The sequence below is a fragment of the Halosolutus sp. YCN4 genome, from assembly GCF_059736495.1.
In genome coordinates this window covers 574,467-586,915 of record NZ_JCASSM010000002.1, presented here as the reverse complement: position 1 = coordinate 586,915, position 12,449 = coordinate 574,467, and the positions used below count along the sequence as shown (strand labels likewise).

The window sequence follows — 12,449 nt, the reverse complement described above, 5'->3', positions numbered from 1 at the left end:
GAGTCGTGAAACTCGTAGTAAGTATAGGAGAACTGTTGAACACCGTCTTCTGTCTCAACCCTCATCTACGAAGTGTTGCAACGGGACCCTTTGTACGGTGTCTCTCCTGAGTTTCAGCCAAGAGTTTGAGATGAGGTCTTATCTCGTCAAAACGGGGGCCTTGAGTTACAAGATCATCATCCAGATCCCACTCGATGAACCCGTACTCCGCTAATTTAGGAAGGTGGACGTGGTGCATACTAACCGAGTACTCATCGGCTTCTGCAATCGTTCGAGAACTGGATAGATGACTGTGAAGTAGGTTCTCGTCTGCTTCTGCAATTTCTCGGGAAATGCCGGAGGGTTTTGAGACGCGTTGGGGACTGGAGAGTAATTTGCCTAGTAACTGTCGTCGGTGGCTATCGGCCAATGCGTCAAAGACATTATCATGATCGACCATTTCATACCCCTCGGCCCCGATTTTGGTCCCTCACGACATTAAATACGCCTCATTTTCACGGTTCACTGTTGTTTTGATTAACTGAGTGATTAAGTGTGCCCCGTTCAGTTCGCACGCGTGGTTACCGAAACTGCCCGATTCAGTCTCACGTACGGTTCTGAATAACGAAATCGTGCGACTATCTACTGCTAAGCTGTTGAACCGAGTGGAGAGATCGGTCCGCTCCGAACGGCCTACGCAGAAGCGTTGACGCAGGTTAGCCGAGAACGAGGTCACTATATTACTCGGTCCACCTAATTTCGTATTCTAGTTCGTACCGCTCTTCCCCGGTTTCCGAATCCGTGAGCCGTTTGAGTTCGACCTCGAATAGCGGGTTTTCGGGAATCGTAACCCGTCGTTCCTCCGAGCCACTGTCCAGGTGGACAGAGCCCGTCTCGATCTGTTCGGCAGCGGAGACGAGCGCTTCCGCGATCTCGGCTCGGCTCTGTGATTCCTCTGTTTTGAAAAGTTCTTCTTCGGGCATCGATCCCCGCTACCTCGACCAGCGCAATATAATTTCCAGTAGATTCCCTCATTGGAGTCCTGAATCTGTTGAACGACGCTATCGAGACGATTCGAACGGCGCTCTATCGCGCGCAGGTAGGCGACGACCTGGTGGATGCGATCGTCGGTGCCGGCAACGAATGTGAAGACGCAAACACGATCGGTGTCGTGACAGGTGCGATCGCCCTTGAGGTGACCCGGCACGGGATCGTGAGCGGATCGCTACCGAACGAAATCACGGACGCAACCAATTATGAATCACTCTCAGCCAAATACCCGAACGAACGAGGCGCTCATCGATGTAGAAGGGATTCCCGAGACCGTTCCGGAGGGATCGGCGCTCTGTATCGCAAAACCGGCACCGCTTACCGAATACGCCCTCCCGCTGCATATCACGAACCGATACGCAGACGGGGAAGACGGTCGAGTTGTTATCACCTCGTCGGTCACTGCGGAGGAGACGATTCGACAGGAACAGCAGGTAGCAACAACAGCAGCCCACCGCCTCGGGATCATCGATACGACTGCTGACGAGCACCTCGAAGCCCTCTACCAGGAAAATCCCACTATTTCGCTTCCCCGTTCGGGAGACCTGATGCAAGTCACGCTCGCTCTCTGGGATCTCGAAGACTCGTTCTCCAAAACGTGTCCGAAAACGCACGTGGTTCTTCGATCGTTGACGCCGATTCTCGACGACTCCCCCGTCGAAGGAGTCCGTAACGTGCTCGAAAACGTAATCGAACACCAGCGGTCCCGTTCCTGTCTCACCGTCTTCAGCGTCGAGTATACGGAGCACAGCGAAACCACGATGACTGCACTAGAGAACCTCGTTGACGGAGTCGTATGGGTCGAACAGATAGCGAACGGCGAACTTCGACTCGACTATCACCGAGCGCGGAATCCGGATCGGCAGGACCGCTACTGATCGTCGGTGATCCGCTTCAGAACGGGGTTTTCGTTCGGTTCGTTCGCCCGAAACTCCAGTTCGAATTTCTCGAGTCTCTCGTCCCGGTCGATTTCGATCGCGGTCGCTTTCCTGCTATCAGAAGAGGCGTACTCTACCGAGAGTCGTTCGGGTAATCAAACGCTTGAACGATCGCGCCGATCGCTCCCTGGACAGAAGAGGCTGTGCGGACGCTCAGTTCGGTCTCCGCTTTCGGAGTCGGAACTCACCATCTTCTCGCCGAACTACGTTTCTGCGCCGCAGTTGAGGCTGCTACGCCGGACCCGTACAGTCGCCCTGTACCCCGGGTGAAACTGTCAAAGGTGTAAAGATAGTCGGAAACTCGACCTTCAACTGTGGGCGTAGAAAGTACGGAGGAAATCGGCGTCAGAGGCACGTATCCCCCGTAGCGCTTTGGAAGCGCAACCAACTATTTGAAGGTTCTATATGATATATCCATTGGCCCTTCCGTGCGTCACCACTCGGTGAGCGCGTCAGTTCCGTGGAACCACACGAGGATTGCGAGGAACGATCCGACGCCGGTTAGTGCGAACGCTCCGCCGACGTAGAAGACCGACGACATGCCGATCTCATACATGAGCCAGCCCCCCAGCAAGGGGGCGACGACGCTACCCGGTCGCCAGATGAGTTCTCGAATGCCGAAACTCGACGCGACACCGCCGTCGTCGGTACCTTCGTCGGCGAACAGCGCCATGCTCGCCGGTTCGCGGAAACTGTCCGCGACACCCAGTAATCCGGAGAGGGCGACTAGCGGAAGGAACGCCGGCGACACGTTACCGAATATCGTCAACTGATCGGGGATCGGACTGAGCGGGACCCACGCGGGAAGGGTTACACCGGCGAGGGTACCCGGCACTCCCACGATCAGTTCAGACGGCAATTCGAGTCCGATCCCGATCGCCGGCGCAAACGGGACGACCATCGCGATCAGGCCGTACGCTGCTCCGCCAGCGAACACGAACGACGCCCGGCCGTAACTGTCCGAGAGTCGTCCGGTGAACGGTTGACAGCACATGTTGGTGAACTTCTCGGCGACGACCGTCAGTGCGACCGCGAATCCGCCGTAGGCGAGTCCCCCCTGAGCCGCAGAAACACCGGCGAAGATCGGGACCCACGTTCGAACCAGCGTCACGGAAAACGCGTACTGGAATCGAAACGACGACAGCGTGAGGATTCGGCGGTTGAGCGCGAGATCGGTGAACGGAAACCCGGGAACGCGCGTCTCGTCGGCGTCGAGATAGTGAAACGTTCCGAGCCACGCGACGAACATGATACAGACGATGATCGCAAAGATCGGCCCGAAGCCGAACGCCTCGTACAGCGTTCCCGCGCTGAGGCTCCCGACGATCGATGCCGCGAAGCTCGCCGCGTTCGCCTTGCCGATGTAGTTCGCTCGCGTCCCGGTGTCGGCGATCTGTCCGACCAACGACAGCGACATCAATCCGGAACCGGTGACGGCGATCCCTTGCAACGCTCGAATGACGATGAACGAGCCGCTCGAATCGACGATCGGGAACAGCCCGTAGACGGCGACCCCGACGCCGAGAACGGCAAGTAAGACGAGTCGCTTGTCGAAACGGTCGCCCGCCCAGGCTATCGGAACGACGGCGACCGTCTGGGCGAGGGTAAATCCCGACGTATACAGCCCGACGATCAGACCAGCGCTAATCGTCAGGCCGAGAATCGTGGTGTCGGTCGGGTCGAGCGTATTGATGTAGTACGGCAGCAGCGTAATTAGCGTGATAAATCCGAATCCCTCTGCAAACCGGGTGAGATAGAGGGACCAGAACTGGACGCGATCCTCGTTCACGGCGCACATTTCGGAAGGTGAGAAAAAGCAGTTTCGAAACGTAGGCCGCGGTAAGGGAACTGCGTACGAGACAGTTACACGATGCTCAAATGGATTTTAGAGACGGGACGACGAACCGACACGTATGGAGTTCACGGTCATCCGAGGAGATATTGCGACCCAGACGGCCGACGCCCTCGTGAACGCAGCGGGAACCAGCCTCCGGATGGGAAGCGGGGTCGCCGGATCGTTGCGACGAAACGCGAACGGCCCGATCAACCGAGAGGCGATGGAGAACGGCCCCGTCGATCTCGGCGACATCGCCGTGACCGACGCGTACGACCTCGACGCCGACTACGTCATCCACGCGGCTGCGATGCCCCATTACGGCGACGGTCGGGCGACCACCGACAGTATCCGAACTGCGACGCGAAAATCGCTCGAGAAGGCGGACGAATTAGGATGTGAGTCGATCGTGATCCCCGTGCTGGGAACCGGTGCAGCCGGATTCGAGTTCCGCGAGGGAGCGGAACTCGTCTGTGAAGCGGTCCGGGACTACGAGCCATCGTCGGTGACCGACGCCCGCGTGATCGCGTACTCCCGGAGTGAATACGATACACTCGAGTCGATCGCTGACGAAGTCCGATCGGCATAGCGGCCTCAGACCGTTGCGACTCCGATCCGGGATCGCCGTGACTCAGTTGTTCCGCGCAGGCTGTTTCGAACTCTCTGATGGTGTCGTGGAATGTCTTGTAGCACGGCGAGAGCAGAAACGCGATCCGGTTACTGCTCAGGAGCGTATCAGCGGAGAGGATGACGGCGATGAGGAACTCGCCAGGAGCGAGTTCCGAATCGTAGAACGGCGTTCCCCGCGTGTACGTGGTGTTCCAATTGCAGCGGCTACACCAGAGACGGTCAGATCCGTCGAGCGACTGGAGCGTCTCCTGCTCGCAGTGTGGACAGGATCGCGCCGCCCGGATCTCCTCGAGTCGCCGCTCGACGATGGCGTCGAGCGGCTCGGGCCGAAACTCTACTGCTCCCTATTTCCGACACGTTTCCGATGGACCGTGGACTGTGGGCCGCGGACCGATCGATGCGGACGATCGGGAGACTTTTCCCCCGGTGCGTTCTCAGATAGCATGCTTCCGTACTCACTTACGGGGGCCAGCGGGCCGGTGCCCCTAACACCGGGTCCGCGTTCTCACAAGGACTTGACCGGGCAGCGGCGGATCCGTCTGGCTTCCGTTGCACTCACTCAGGAACGGGTAGTGCATCGAAAAATACACTGTAGAGAATTGAATAGCGTTCAAATACCATCGTACCGAGCATTCTAACATAGAGTTCCGTGTCTTAGAAAGCGAATGCGACGACCTCGGGTGGACTGGATGACGCGAGCAGACGATGCGATTCTCGAGTTCCTACTCAACGAGGGTAACGAGCCGATCGTCGCGAATCCGTCCACCGTCGAAGCGAATATCGATTACAAAATTTCGCACGTCCGCCGACGACTCCGGGCACTGCAGGATGGCGGACTGGTCGAGTACTACGACGAAGATCGTGGACTGTACCGAATCACTGTCGTAGGAAAATCATATCTTCAAGGAGATGTCTCTCCTGAAGATATAAAAAGACAGGGTAGATAAAACCCCTAAATCAGTGCTTATTGGTACACACTGAGCAAAAATATCCAGTTTGCCAGAGATTTTGTCTTATTTATCCCAGGTCTGAATAACTGTATCGTCTCCGTCAACCTCTCCAATTACGGTTATCCTTTCTACTTTAGTGGGACCTGGGGAAGAGATAAGATCGTCGTCAACGCCTGGATCAGTGGTGTTCATCGTGACTGAACTACCTACTCCCCAAGAGTGTTTGGTGGGATCTCGACTTGAAGAGTTTATTTCATCGCCCTCTGGGCCGACCCAGTAAGTATCAGATCCGTCGTCTACTTGAACATAAATATTATCTGCTCGATCAACCTGAATCAGTTCTGTAGTTGTTAAATTCTCTTCCTCGGAAAATTCAACACCAGCAGATGCACTTGCACTTTGACTTTGACCAAGGTCAAGCACAAATGCTGCTATCACGGCTGCGAGAATTACAGTTATTGCAACCATGAGAATCACCCCAATTACGGGGGACACTGCACGTTCATCTTCATCACCGACTAATTTCTCCATCATACATCCGACCCTTCGTAATCAGCAATCACGCTGGCACTACCCTGATACTCCGCTCCCACAGAAACAGTTTCATCTGTGTCACAGGTTGAGGTACTCTGCCCCACCGCTGACAACTCCGCGTCAGAGTCTGACGAATCTGTCAATTCACCACTACCGACTCCGTCGCAGTGAACGTAGAGCGTGCCATCGGTCCGATCGTCCTGGACCCAAGTTACAGTAATATCGCTTCCATCTTCATCAAACTCAACACCAGCAGCGGCGCTTGCACTTTGACTTTGGCCAAGATCAAGCACGAACGCCGCGATCACGGCCGCGAGAATCACGGTAATCGCGACCATGAGAATCACGCCGATAACTGGACTTACTGCACGTTCCTCGTCGTCTCCGACGAGCTTTGTTCCGATGTTTTCGAGCATTGTTTACCACACAGCACCCACGTGAACGGTGAGAAGGCTTATGCCGGGGTATCTGGTACCCCGACGTGCGCTTGGGGATTGGGGGTAAGCACACCATCCCGGCGCCCACCTTCCTGCCGTCTCCGTTTCCGGTGCTGATAGTGACCAGTCGGTCAGGGGTTCATATATTTATGGGATCGTGAGTGTCTCCCAGACTGATAACGGTTTCAGTCTTGATAATCAGCGCATCGCAGAATCCGTACAGCACCCTCTTGAAACCGATCCGTCTTGCGATTCCATTCCGCCGAAACTGGGGCAATAACCGTTATGGCCACTGACACAACCCCGCTGCGATCGGGGCTGGGGCATCGCTTATCGATGACAGCAACTCGCGCGCACGTTTGACGGGGTACTACACCGACGCCTTGCAGGCGGTGGAACAGTGCCGATTCGCGATCGCGCCCACCACGCGCAACGATTGTGGCTCAGACAAGCCCATCCCATTCGATCCCGAGCGCCCGCGCCGCATCGGCGGAGATCGTGACCGATCGGTCCCCGACCGTAACCGGCGCACCGGCGACGTCTTCGAGCAACGCCGCCAGCGACTCGCGATAGGACTGCGGCCGGTCCTCGATAATCTGTACTCGCGCACTCTCGCGATCGCCGAACCCACGGTTCGCGATGTACGAATGGGCGAACATCTCGCGGACGTCCGTGGGTGCGCCGTCCAGGTACCAGGGGAGCGTGATGTCGTCGAGTTCCGACTTCTTGCCGATCGGCGCGCCCAGGACACGCAGCACTCGCCCGAGGATCACCCCGTCGTGGGCCGGCCGGATCGTCGGCCCACCCTTCTCGTCCGCTTCCTCGTGGGTCGTGTATCCGACGTCGGCCAACTCGAGCGCGTCGATGATGTAGGAGTGATAGCCCTGTTCGTTGAGCGTCCACTTCGGAATCCAGTTCGTCCGAATGATCGACCCGCCCGAGAAGATTCCCGCGACGAGCGCGTTCAGCGGGAGAAACGCGTCATCGTCGTACTCGACGTCGATCCAGCCCCGATCGCGTGCGGTTTCGATCCCGGCGACGACGTTCGGCGTCTTGCCGTCGGTCCAGGACCGGACCCGGCCCTGGGGAAGGTCGAGCGCGTTCGCGATCGCGGTGTACCCCTCGTCCGGGTTCTCGGACTGGTACCGGGCGACGTCGCGATACTCGCGAACTGCCATCCAGGCGTCGTCGTACACGCCACCGTCGTAGGTGTGCGCCAGGTCTTGCTCGGTGACGAGCGCGTCCCGATCGGCCATGTCTGATGAACGTGTCAAGGTAGTATAATGGTTATTGTCCCGATTTCGTGGAACCGAAACCGCAAGTCACGATGGATATCGGGCCCATCGAACGGAGACAACGTCGAGATTGCGGCCGTTGTCTATCGTGCTGCGATCGCCAAGATACGATCGGTATTCGTCGTCGACTCTGTTGACACCCTCAGAGAGTGATCGGTTCAGAACTCTCTGCGGTCAGCACAGGACAACCAATCACCACCGAGTGGGAGATCAAAAGCCACATATGTAAATATAGTTGGAGTTAACTCATGGAGATCACCTTGTTTTTTCTTGGAACTTACTGTCTAATTATGGGAACTATCGGAATTATCTGGCCATACAAAATGACGAAATTGGGTGAGGCGATAGAATCAACAAGAAATCAGCGCCCGAGGCAGGAGGTTGACCCCGGTGGCAAGAGGGTTTCGTACGTACGAGATTGCGGGGTGATTGTAGCGATCTTCGGTGCCGTCATATTGCTGGTGAGGTTCATTTACCTGTAACCGATTGGGGGGAGAGCGGAGGGTGTCATAGAACGGTTCGCGTACCGATTGTGTTGACCCCAGCGAACGTTACATACAGGTCAAGCAGTTACCGCAAAGGCAGCCAATACCTCTGATAACGGCCAAGAACACCGTGCTGAATACAGAGGTTGGGCCTTGTTTAGACGCTCCTGAATGGACGAGTCAGGAGTCCCTTCGTCTAACCAGAATACGGTGGTGACCACCTCACGGTCCAGTTTCGTACGTAGAGAACAACGCGTGAGAGCCGATTGTTTCCGCATCTAAACACGACCCAGAGGTTGTATTCAGTACCGGGAGGCCGACAGTTGGTGGAGAGGCAGTCATCCAGGTTTATAAACCAGTTATCCGCGCTACCCGAGGATACCCAGAATCCACCGAGCAACTTCAGAGAAGGCGAATAATGCACCTTCCAAACGGGAGAGTACTCTTCCCGTCCAGAGGGCAGCGACCATCAATAGCGTGATGCCAGCCAGCCATGCCAGCGTCTCCAGTGCCGTGGCACTCACAACGAGGGGACTAACGACTGCTGCAACGCCCATGATTCCCGTGAGGTTGTAGATGTTACTGCCGACGACGTTACCGACAGAGACGCCGAGACTCCCCCGCTGGATCGCCACCAGCGAGACGGCGAACTCCGGTGTCGAGGTACCCGCTGCGACGATCGTCCCGCCGATGACCCACTCGGAGATGCCGACGCCCCGGGCCAGCTCCGAGGCGGCCACCACCATGTAATCGCCACTCACCAGCACCAGCGTTAACCCACCCACGAGAAACACGATATCTCGCCCACGGAACGTCATCTGCTCGGTCACTGGGCGAGTCACACCTCCTTCGAGTGGTTGATTCGTGGTTCCTTCTGTCTGGTTGGCCCGAAGCAGATAGACCGTGTAGACGGCGAACAACCCCGCTAAGAGGACACCTTCGACCCTCGTGATCCGGAGGTCGAAAATCACAAATCCACCGATGAGCGTGCTTGCCAGCAGCGCAACGCCGTTACGATACACGAATGATTCTGTGATTGGGATCACTTTTACCATAGAAATGATCCCCAGAATAAACGCCAGATTGTAGATGTTCGAACCAAGGACGTTCGCAACCGCGATATCACCCAGCCCTTTGAGCGCAGCGTCGACCGAAACTGAGAGTTCCGGTGTCGATGTCCCCATTGCGACGATCGTCAGTCCGATCGTAAGATCCGAAAGGCCGAACCGCCGAGCCAATCGAACGACAGCATCAACGAGGAGCCGCGCGCCGATCCAGAGACCCAGTATTGAGATGAGAATTATACCGATTTGAACGAGCGGGCCGCCCTGAACCATCGTACGGGGGTACCGCAGGCCAAGAAATCAATGTTGGGCACCCGATTTTGCCATCTGTATTCTGAAATACGATGAAAGAAAGTTACTGTACATGTCCTCTGTATTTAGTATGACTCCGTTAACATTTCCGATCGATGGTGGAAGTATCAACGCCAAATTCGCACACTAACTGAACGGGTAGTTCGATCCTTGCTGTCGACGTTGGTGGCCCGATTCTATAGCTGTGAGCCGCCGAGCAGTCTCACGGGCTCACTCAAGAGAATCTATGCGCGGTACGTCTGCACCTGTCGGCTTGAAAGGCACCGCGGTGCCGATTTGCACGCTATTGAACAGCGTGCGGTCGGTCCGATAAGCCAACGATTCACCTGCTGCCACGTTCTGCTTCCTGTTTGGTGTCTCGTGGGAGATATGCAGATTGTAGTAGACATCCTCGTAGTCAGTCTCAAACTGGCGGGCAAGAGCGTCGTCAACTGTTACGTCCCGCCAGTCGGAGAAGTCGTCTCGGTACTCGACATCGTCGACGTTGAGTGTTCCTTCGTGTGCTAATACGGTGTGGCTCTCGTCACCACCCCGGCCCGTAATCGACTTGGCTTCGACCGTCCCTTTGATTGTTGATGGCGCTGCGAGGGCATTCGTACCGACTGCGCCGATTCCAAGACTACCGACTGCACCGAGCAGCTTGACAACCGTGCGTCGTTCCATATGGGACAGTAGTCGGAGAATCCAATAAATGACCTGTAGACTCAAACGGCAGTTTTAGCCAATAGGCCCACAGTCGGGGGTGTATCGTCTGCTCTCTTATCGGTACTGAGCAACTGAACTGTTCTCCAAGTGAGCGCCAATCTGTACCGCATTCGCGCGTTGTATTTAGTAGAATCGCCGAAACCTATCACCGATTGAGGGTTTCAACAAGGCCAAAAAAAGTGGAAGAGACGATGAGTACCGTGCCCTTGTCCAGTTTCTCGGCCATCCTCCGGATGATCTCACCGGTCGGTTTCAATCGCTAATTCTTCGGGGTCATCGCGGTGCTCGGTGACCGTGACTTCGATGATGTTTGCCGGGCCTCCGTCGTCCAAATCAAACGAGAGGCGAGCGAGCAGGTCAACAGCCGTCATTGCATCCCCACATGGCTCATCGTCTGGCTTGGTCCGATTCACCTCCATCTCAACATTCGGCAGGCCGTTCTCCGCGACTTCCGGCTCACCATCAAGAATGAGTTCATAGCACGTCTGCGGTGCGTACGCCTCCACGTAGAGGAGGTGGTCACCAGCCTCGAAGTCTGTCTCGTCAACGAACTCCTGCACTTCCTCAGCGCCGTCCTCGTCGACACTCCCGAAGTACTCCTCGGCCACTGTTTCACTCCCGACGAACACACCCCAGGCATCCATGTCGGACAGGTGTTCAACAGCTGGCGTCACAGCATGCTCACTCACTGTGTACCCTGTCAACTCTGGGGACTGGTCCTTGTCACCATCAGTGGGACCGTCGTCATTCTCAGCATCGTCGTCGGTGTTCCCATCATCATCGCCGTTGCTGTTCTCGGGGTTGTTCTCTGGGGAGGTATCGCTGATGCAGCCAGCGATCACGATTGCTGACGATGCGCTAACCGCCTGCATGAATCGTCGTCGGAGTATACTCATCTATACAATATTGGTACTTCTGCGATATAGTCGGGTCGTTAACTAAAATCAGCGTTTTACGTAACGTGAAGAGAAACCGGCGACTCCCATGAGAGCCGGCACACATTGTGTACTGAAATTTCTGTATCAACCGGTAACAGCAATCCGAACAGACCGACCATCGGGCAAGATACGCGCTCTGTATTCAGCACGACTCGCTGAACATCATCTGAAACTAGTAGAATCTTCCACGGTATGTTCGCACGTGGAGCGAACAGGTTCTACACCGGCCGATCGCGGAAACAGTACTGCGGTCAGGTGTGAATCTCTTCGACGAGTTCGAGCGTCCACTCTCCCTCGTCGACGTGCCGAATGTGGACGTGGGGTTCGCCGTCGAGTTTCCCGTTCTCGTCGAGAAGTCCCTCGATTCGGAGGGCGTCTTTCGGGAGCGTGATCCCGGCCGAGTTCTGGTCTAACTGTCGGAGTTTGTTCAACGCCATATCCGGCGGGCAACTCGCCTTGGTATAAATGTTGGTGACTATCAGCTTCACCAAGGGATGACCTAGATTTTGCTGACATTTTTTGCGCGATCGGATGTCACCGCCGTCGTTGCACTATGGCAACGAGAACGACTTTCGGCAACTTCGCACCGAGCAGTAAGAACGAGGTGGACCTGATCGACGTCGGCTCGCTGATTCTGGTCCCGATCTTCGCGTCGATGATCTTCGGCGTGTTCACCTTCGGGATCAACGTCTTCGGGAGCTACGACGTCACGGAGCCGATCTGAACTGTCGGGGCGCGGACATCTCGGTCGCGCTCCTGGTCTCGGTCTTCGCGATCGCGTGGGTACTGGGAACCAACGTGATGAACGACGAGACGAGTCACGAGGGGTACGAATTGGGCGCGATCTTGGTGGCGATGCTCCTGCCGGTCGCGGTCGTGTTCGTCCCGGCGATCGAATCGCTCATGTTCTGGCACGATCTGACCCAGCTGATGGCACTCCTGTACGTCTCGGGCGCAACCGTCTGGATCTCGTACGTGGGGTGATCTCGATGGAACGCGAACTACACAACCCGAACGATCGCGACGAGCGCCTCGAGGACGAATCGGCCCACGGCCCATAGCCCACGGCCCATCGCCTCCAGGACGCCGGCGACGACCACGGCCGGTGCAAGTTCATGCGGCGCGTCGGGACCGGCGCGGCCACGATCGGCACGATCGCGGCGGGCGGCTCGCAGGTGCCGCGATACTCGCCGGTCGGACGAGCGGCAGCGATCGCGCCGCCGACCCCGCCCACGAGGCGAGAACTACAACCTGAATTGTACAGTCACCGTTATAAGACAATCAGAATTGCCGAAACA

General features: G+C 56.6%; 15 protein-coding genes and 1 pseudogene. 5 read left to right on the top strand and 11 right to left on the bottom strand.

The window, feature by feature from the left end; genetic code table 11:
• Positions 1–61 precede the first annotated feature (61 nt).
• Positions 62–439 carry a DUF7344 domain-containing protein gene (locus tag AC6I6X_RS09145; protein WP_497930204.1) on the bottom strand — a complete coding sequence of 126 codons (378 nt, stop codon included), beginning with the start codon at positions 437–439 and terminating at the stop codon, positions 62–64.
• 280 nt (positions 440–719) lie between these two features.
• Positions 720–962 (bottom strand): amphi-Trp domain-containing protein, encoded by a 243-nt coding sequence (locus AC6I6X_RS09140; protein WP_497930203.1) that lies wholly within the window; start codon positions 960–962, stop codon positions 720–722.
• A 273-nt stretch (positions 963–1,235) separates the two neighbouring features.
• Here AC6I6X_RS09140 and AC6I6X_RS09135 point away from each other — a divergent pair, with 273 nt between their 5' ends.
• Positions 1,236–1,907, top strand: coding sequence for a DUF7504 family protein (locus AC6I6X_RS09135; RefSeq protein WP_497930202.1), 672 nt, complete (start codon positions 1,236–1,238; stop codon positions 1,905–1,907).
• 493 nt (positions 1,908–2,400) lie between these two features.
• Here the strand turns inward: AC6I6X_RS09135 and AC6I6X_RS09130 are convergent, their stop codons facing one another.
• The gene (locus AC6I6X_RS09130) at positions 2,401–3,756 is read right to left on the bottom strand and encodes an MFS transporter (RefSeq protein WP_497930201.1); all 1,356 of its coding nucleotides are present in this window, start codon (positions 3,754–3,756) and stop codon (positions 2,401–2,403) included.
• Between the two features lie 124 nt (positions 3,757–3,880).
• Here AC6I6X_RS09130 and AC6I6X_RS09125 point away from each other — a divergent pair, with 124 nt between their 5' ends.
• Entirely contained in the window at positions 3,881–4,390 is a 510-nt protein-coding gene (locus AC6I6X_RS09125) for a macro domain-containing protein (RefSeq protein ID WP_497930200.1), read from the top strand.
• Between the two features lie 58 nt (positions 4,391–4,448).
• On the opposite strand, the pseudogene AC6I6X_RS09120 reads toward AC6I6X_RS09125, so the two are convergent.
• Positions 4,449–4,739, bottom strand: a pseudogene (locus tag AC6I6X_RS09120) (IS1595 family transposase); the annotation flags it as partial.
• Between the two features lie 357 nt (positions 4,740–5,096).
• Here AC6I6X_RS09120 and AC6I6X_RS09115 point away from each other — a divergent pair.
• Positions 5,097–5,378 (top strand): winged helix-turn-helix domain-containing protein, encoded by a 282-nt coding sequence (locus AC6I6X_RS09115; protein ID WP_497930199.1) that lies wholly within the window; start codon positions 5,097–5,099, stop codon positions 5,376–5,378.
• 66 nt (positions 5,379–5,444) lie between these two features.
• On the opposite strand, the gene AC6I6X_RS09110 is transcribed toward AC6I6X_RS09115, so the two are convergent.
• From AC6I6X_RS09110 to AC6I6X_RS09080, 7 genes are all read right to left on the bottom strand, one after another.
• Entirely contained in the window at positions 5,445–5,915 is a 471-nt protein-coding gene (locus tag AC6I6X_RS09110) for a type IV pilin domain-containing protein (protein ID WP_497930198.1), read from the bottom strand.
• The gene (locus AC6I6X_RS09105; RefSeq protein WP_497930197.1) at positions 5,912–6,331 is read right to left on the bottom strand and encodes a type IV pilin domain-containing protein; all 420 of its coding nucleotides are present in this window, start codon (positions 6,329–6,331) and stop codon (positions 5,912–5,914) included. The genes AC6I6X_RS09110 and AC6I6X_RS09105 overlap by 4 nt, the downstream gene beginning before the upstream one ends.
• A 464-nt stretch (positions 6,332–6,795) precedes the next feature.
• Entirely contained in the window at positions 6,796–7,608 is an 813-nt protein-coding gene (locus AC6I6X_RS09100; protein WP_497930196.1) for a hypothetical protein, read from the bottom strand.
• Positions 7,609–8,500: 892 nt separating this feature from the next.
• On the bottom strand, positions 8,501–9,469 hold the full coding sequence (locus AC6I6X_RS09095; protein ID WP_497930195.1) for a calcium/sodium antiporter: 969 nt from the start codon (positions 9,467–9,469) through the stop codon (positions 8,501–8,503).
• Positions 9,470–9,718: 249 nt separating this feature from the next.
• Positions 9,719–10,171 carry a hypothetical protein gene (locus tag AC6I6X_RS09090; protein ID WP_497930194.1) on the bottom strand — a complete coding sequence of 151 codons (453 nt, stop codon included), beginning with the start codon at positions 10,169–10,171 and terminating at the stop codon, positions 9,719–9,721.
• A gap of 281 nt (positions 10,172–10,452) precedes the next feature.
• Complete coding sequence (locus AC6I6X_RS09085) at positions 10,453–11,109, bottom strand: hypothetical protein (protein ID WP_497930193.1); 657 nt, start codon at positions 11,107–11,109, stop codon at positions 10,453–10,455.
• A 293-nt stretch (positions 11,110–11,402) separates the two neighbouring features.
• Entirely contained in the window at positions 11,403–11,588 is a 186-nt protein-coding gene (locus AC6I6X_RS09080) for a DUF8053 family protein (protein WP_497930192.1), read from the bottom strand.
• 116 nt (positions 11,589–11,704) lie between these two features.
• Here AC6I6X_RS09080 and AC6I6X_RS09075 point away from each other — a divergent pair, with 116 nt between their 5' ends.
• Complete coding sequence (locus AC6I6X_RS09075; protein WP_497930191.1) at positions 11,705–11,875, top strand: DUF8023 family protein; 171 nt, start codon at positions 11,705–11,707, stop codon at positions 11,873–11,875.
• The gene (locus AC6I6X_RS09070) at positions 11,872–12,135 is read left to right on the top strand and encodes a DUF8023 family protein (RefSeq protein ID WP_497930500.1); all 264 of its coding nucleotides are present in this window, start codon (positions 11,872–11,874) and stop codon (positions 12,133–12,135) included. Before AC6I6X_RS09075 ends, AC6I6X_RS09070 begins: the two co-directional genes overlap by 4 nt.
• Positions 12,136–12,449: the final 314 nt, after the last annotated feature.

Coding starts and splice junctions, on each gene's coding strand:
- AC6I6X_RS09085 (WP_497930193.1), bottom strand. CDS start 11,109: ATGAGTATACTCCGACGACGATTCATGCAGGCGGTTAGCGCATCGTCA.
- AC6I6X_RS09075 (WP_497930191.1), top strand. CDS start 11,705: ATGGCAACGAGAACGACTTTCGGCAACTTCGCACCGAGCAGTAAGAAC.
- AC6I6X_RS09080 (WP_497930192.1), bottom strand. CDS start 11,588: ATGGCGTTGAACAAACTCCGACAGTTAGACCAGAACTCGGCCGGGATC.
- AC6I6X_RS09095 (WP_497930195.1), bottom strand. CDS start 9,469: ATGGTTCAGGGCGGCCCGCTCGTTCAAATCGGTATAATTCTCATCTCA.
- AC6I6X_RS09115 (WP_497930199.1), top strand. CDS start 5,097: ATGCGACGACCTCGGGTGGACTGGATGACGCGAGCAGACGATGCGATT.
- AC6I6X_RS09145 (WP_497930204.1), bottom strand. CDS start 439: ATGGTCGATCATGATAATGTCTTTGACGCATTGGCCGATAGCCACCGA.
- AC6I6X_RS09110 (WP_497930198.1), bottom strand. CDS start 5,915: ATGATGGAGAAATTAGTCGGTGATGAAGATGAACGTGCAGTGTCCCCC.
- AC6I6X_RS09100 (WP_497930196.1), bottom strand. CDS start 7,608: ATGGCCGATCGGGACGCGCTCGTCACCGAGCAAGACCTGGCGCACACC.
- AC6I6X_RS09105 (WP_497930197.1), bottom strand. CDS start 6,331: ATGCTCGAAAACATCGGAACAAAGCTCGTCGGAGACGACGAGGAACGT.
- AC6I6X_RS09135 (WP_497930202.1), top strand. CDS start 1,236: ATGAATCACTCTCAGCCAAATACCCGAACGAACGAGGCGCTCATCGAT.
- AC6I6X_RS09140 (WP_497930203.1), bottom strand. CDS start 962: ATGCCCGAAGAAGAACTTTTCAAAACAGAGGAATCACAGAGCCGAGCC.
- AC6I6X_RS09090 (WP_497930194.1), bottom strand. CDS start 10,171: ATGGAACGACGCACGGTTGTCAAGCTGCTCGGTGCAGTCGGTAGTCTT.
- AC6I6X_RS09125 (WP_497930200.1), top strand. CDS start 3,881: ATGGAGTTCACGGTCATCCGAGGAGATATTGCGACCCAGACGGCCGAC.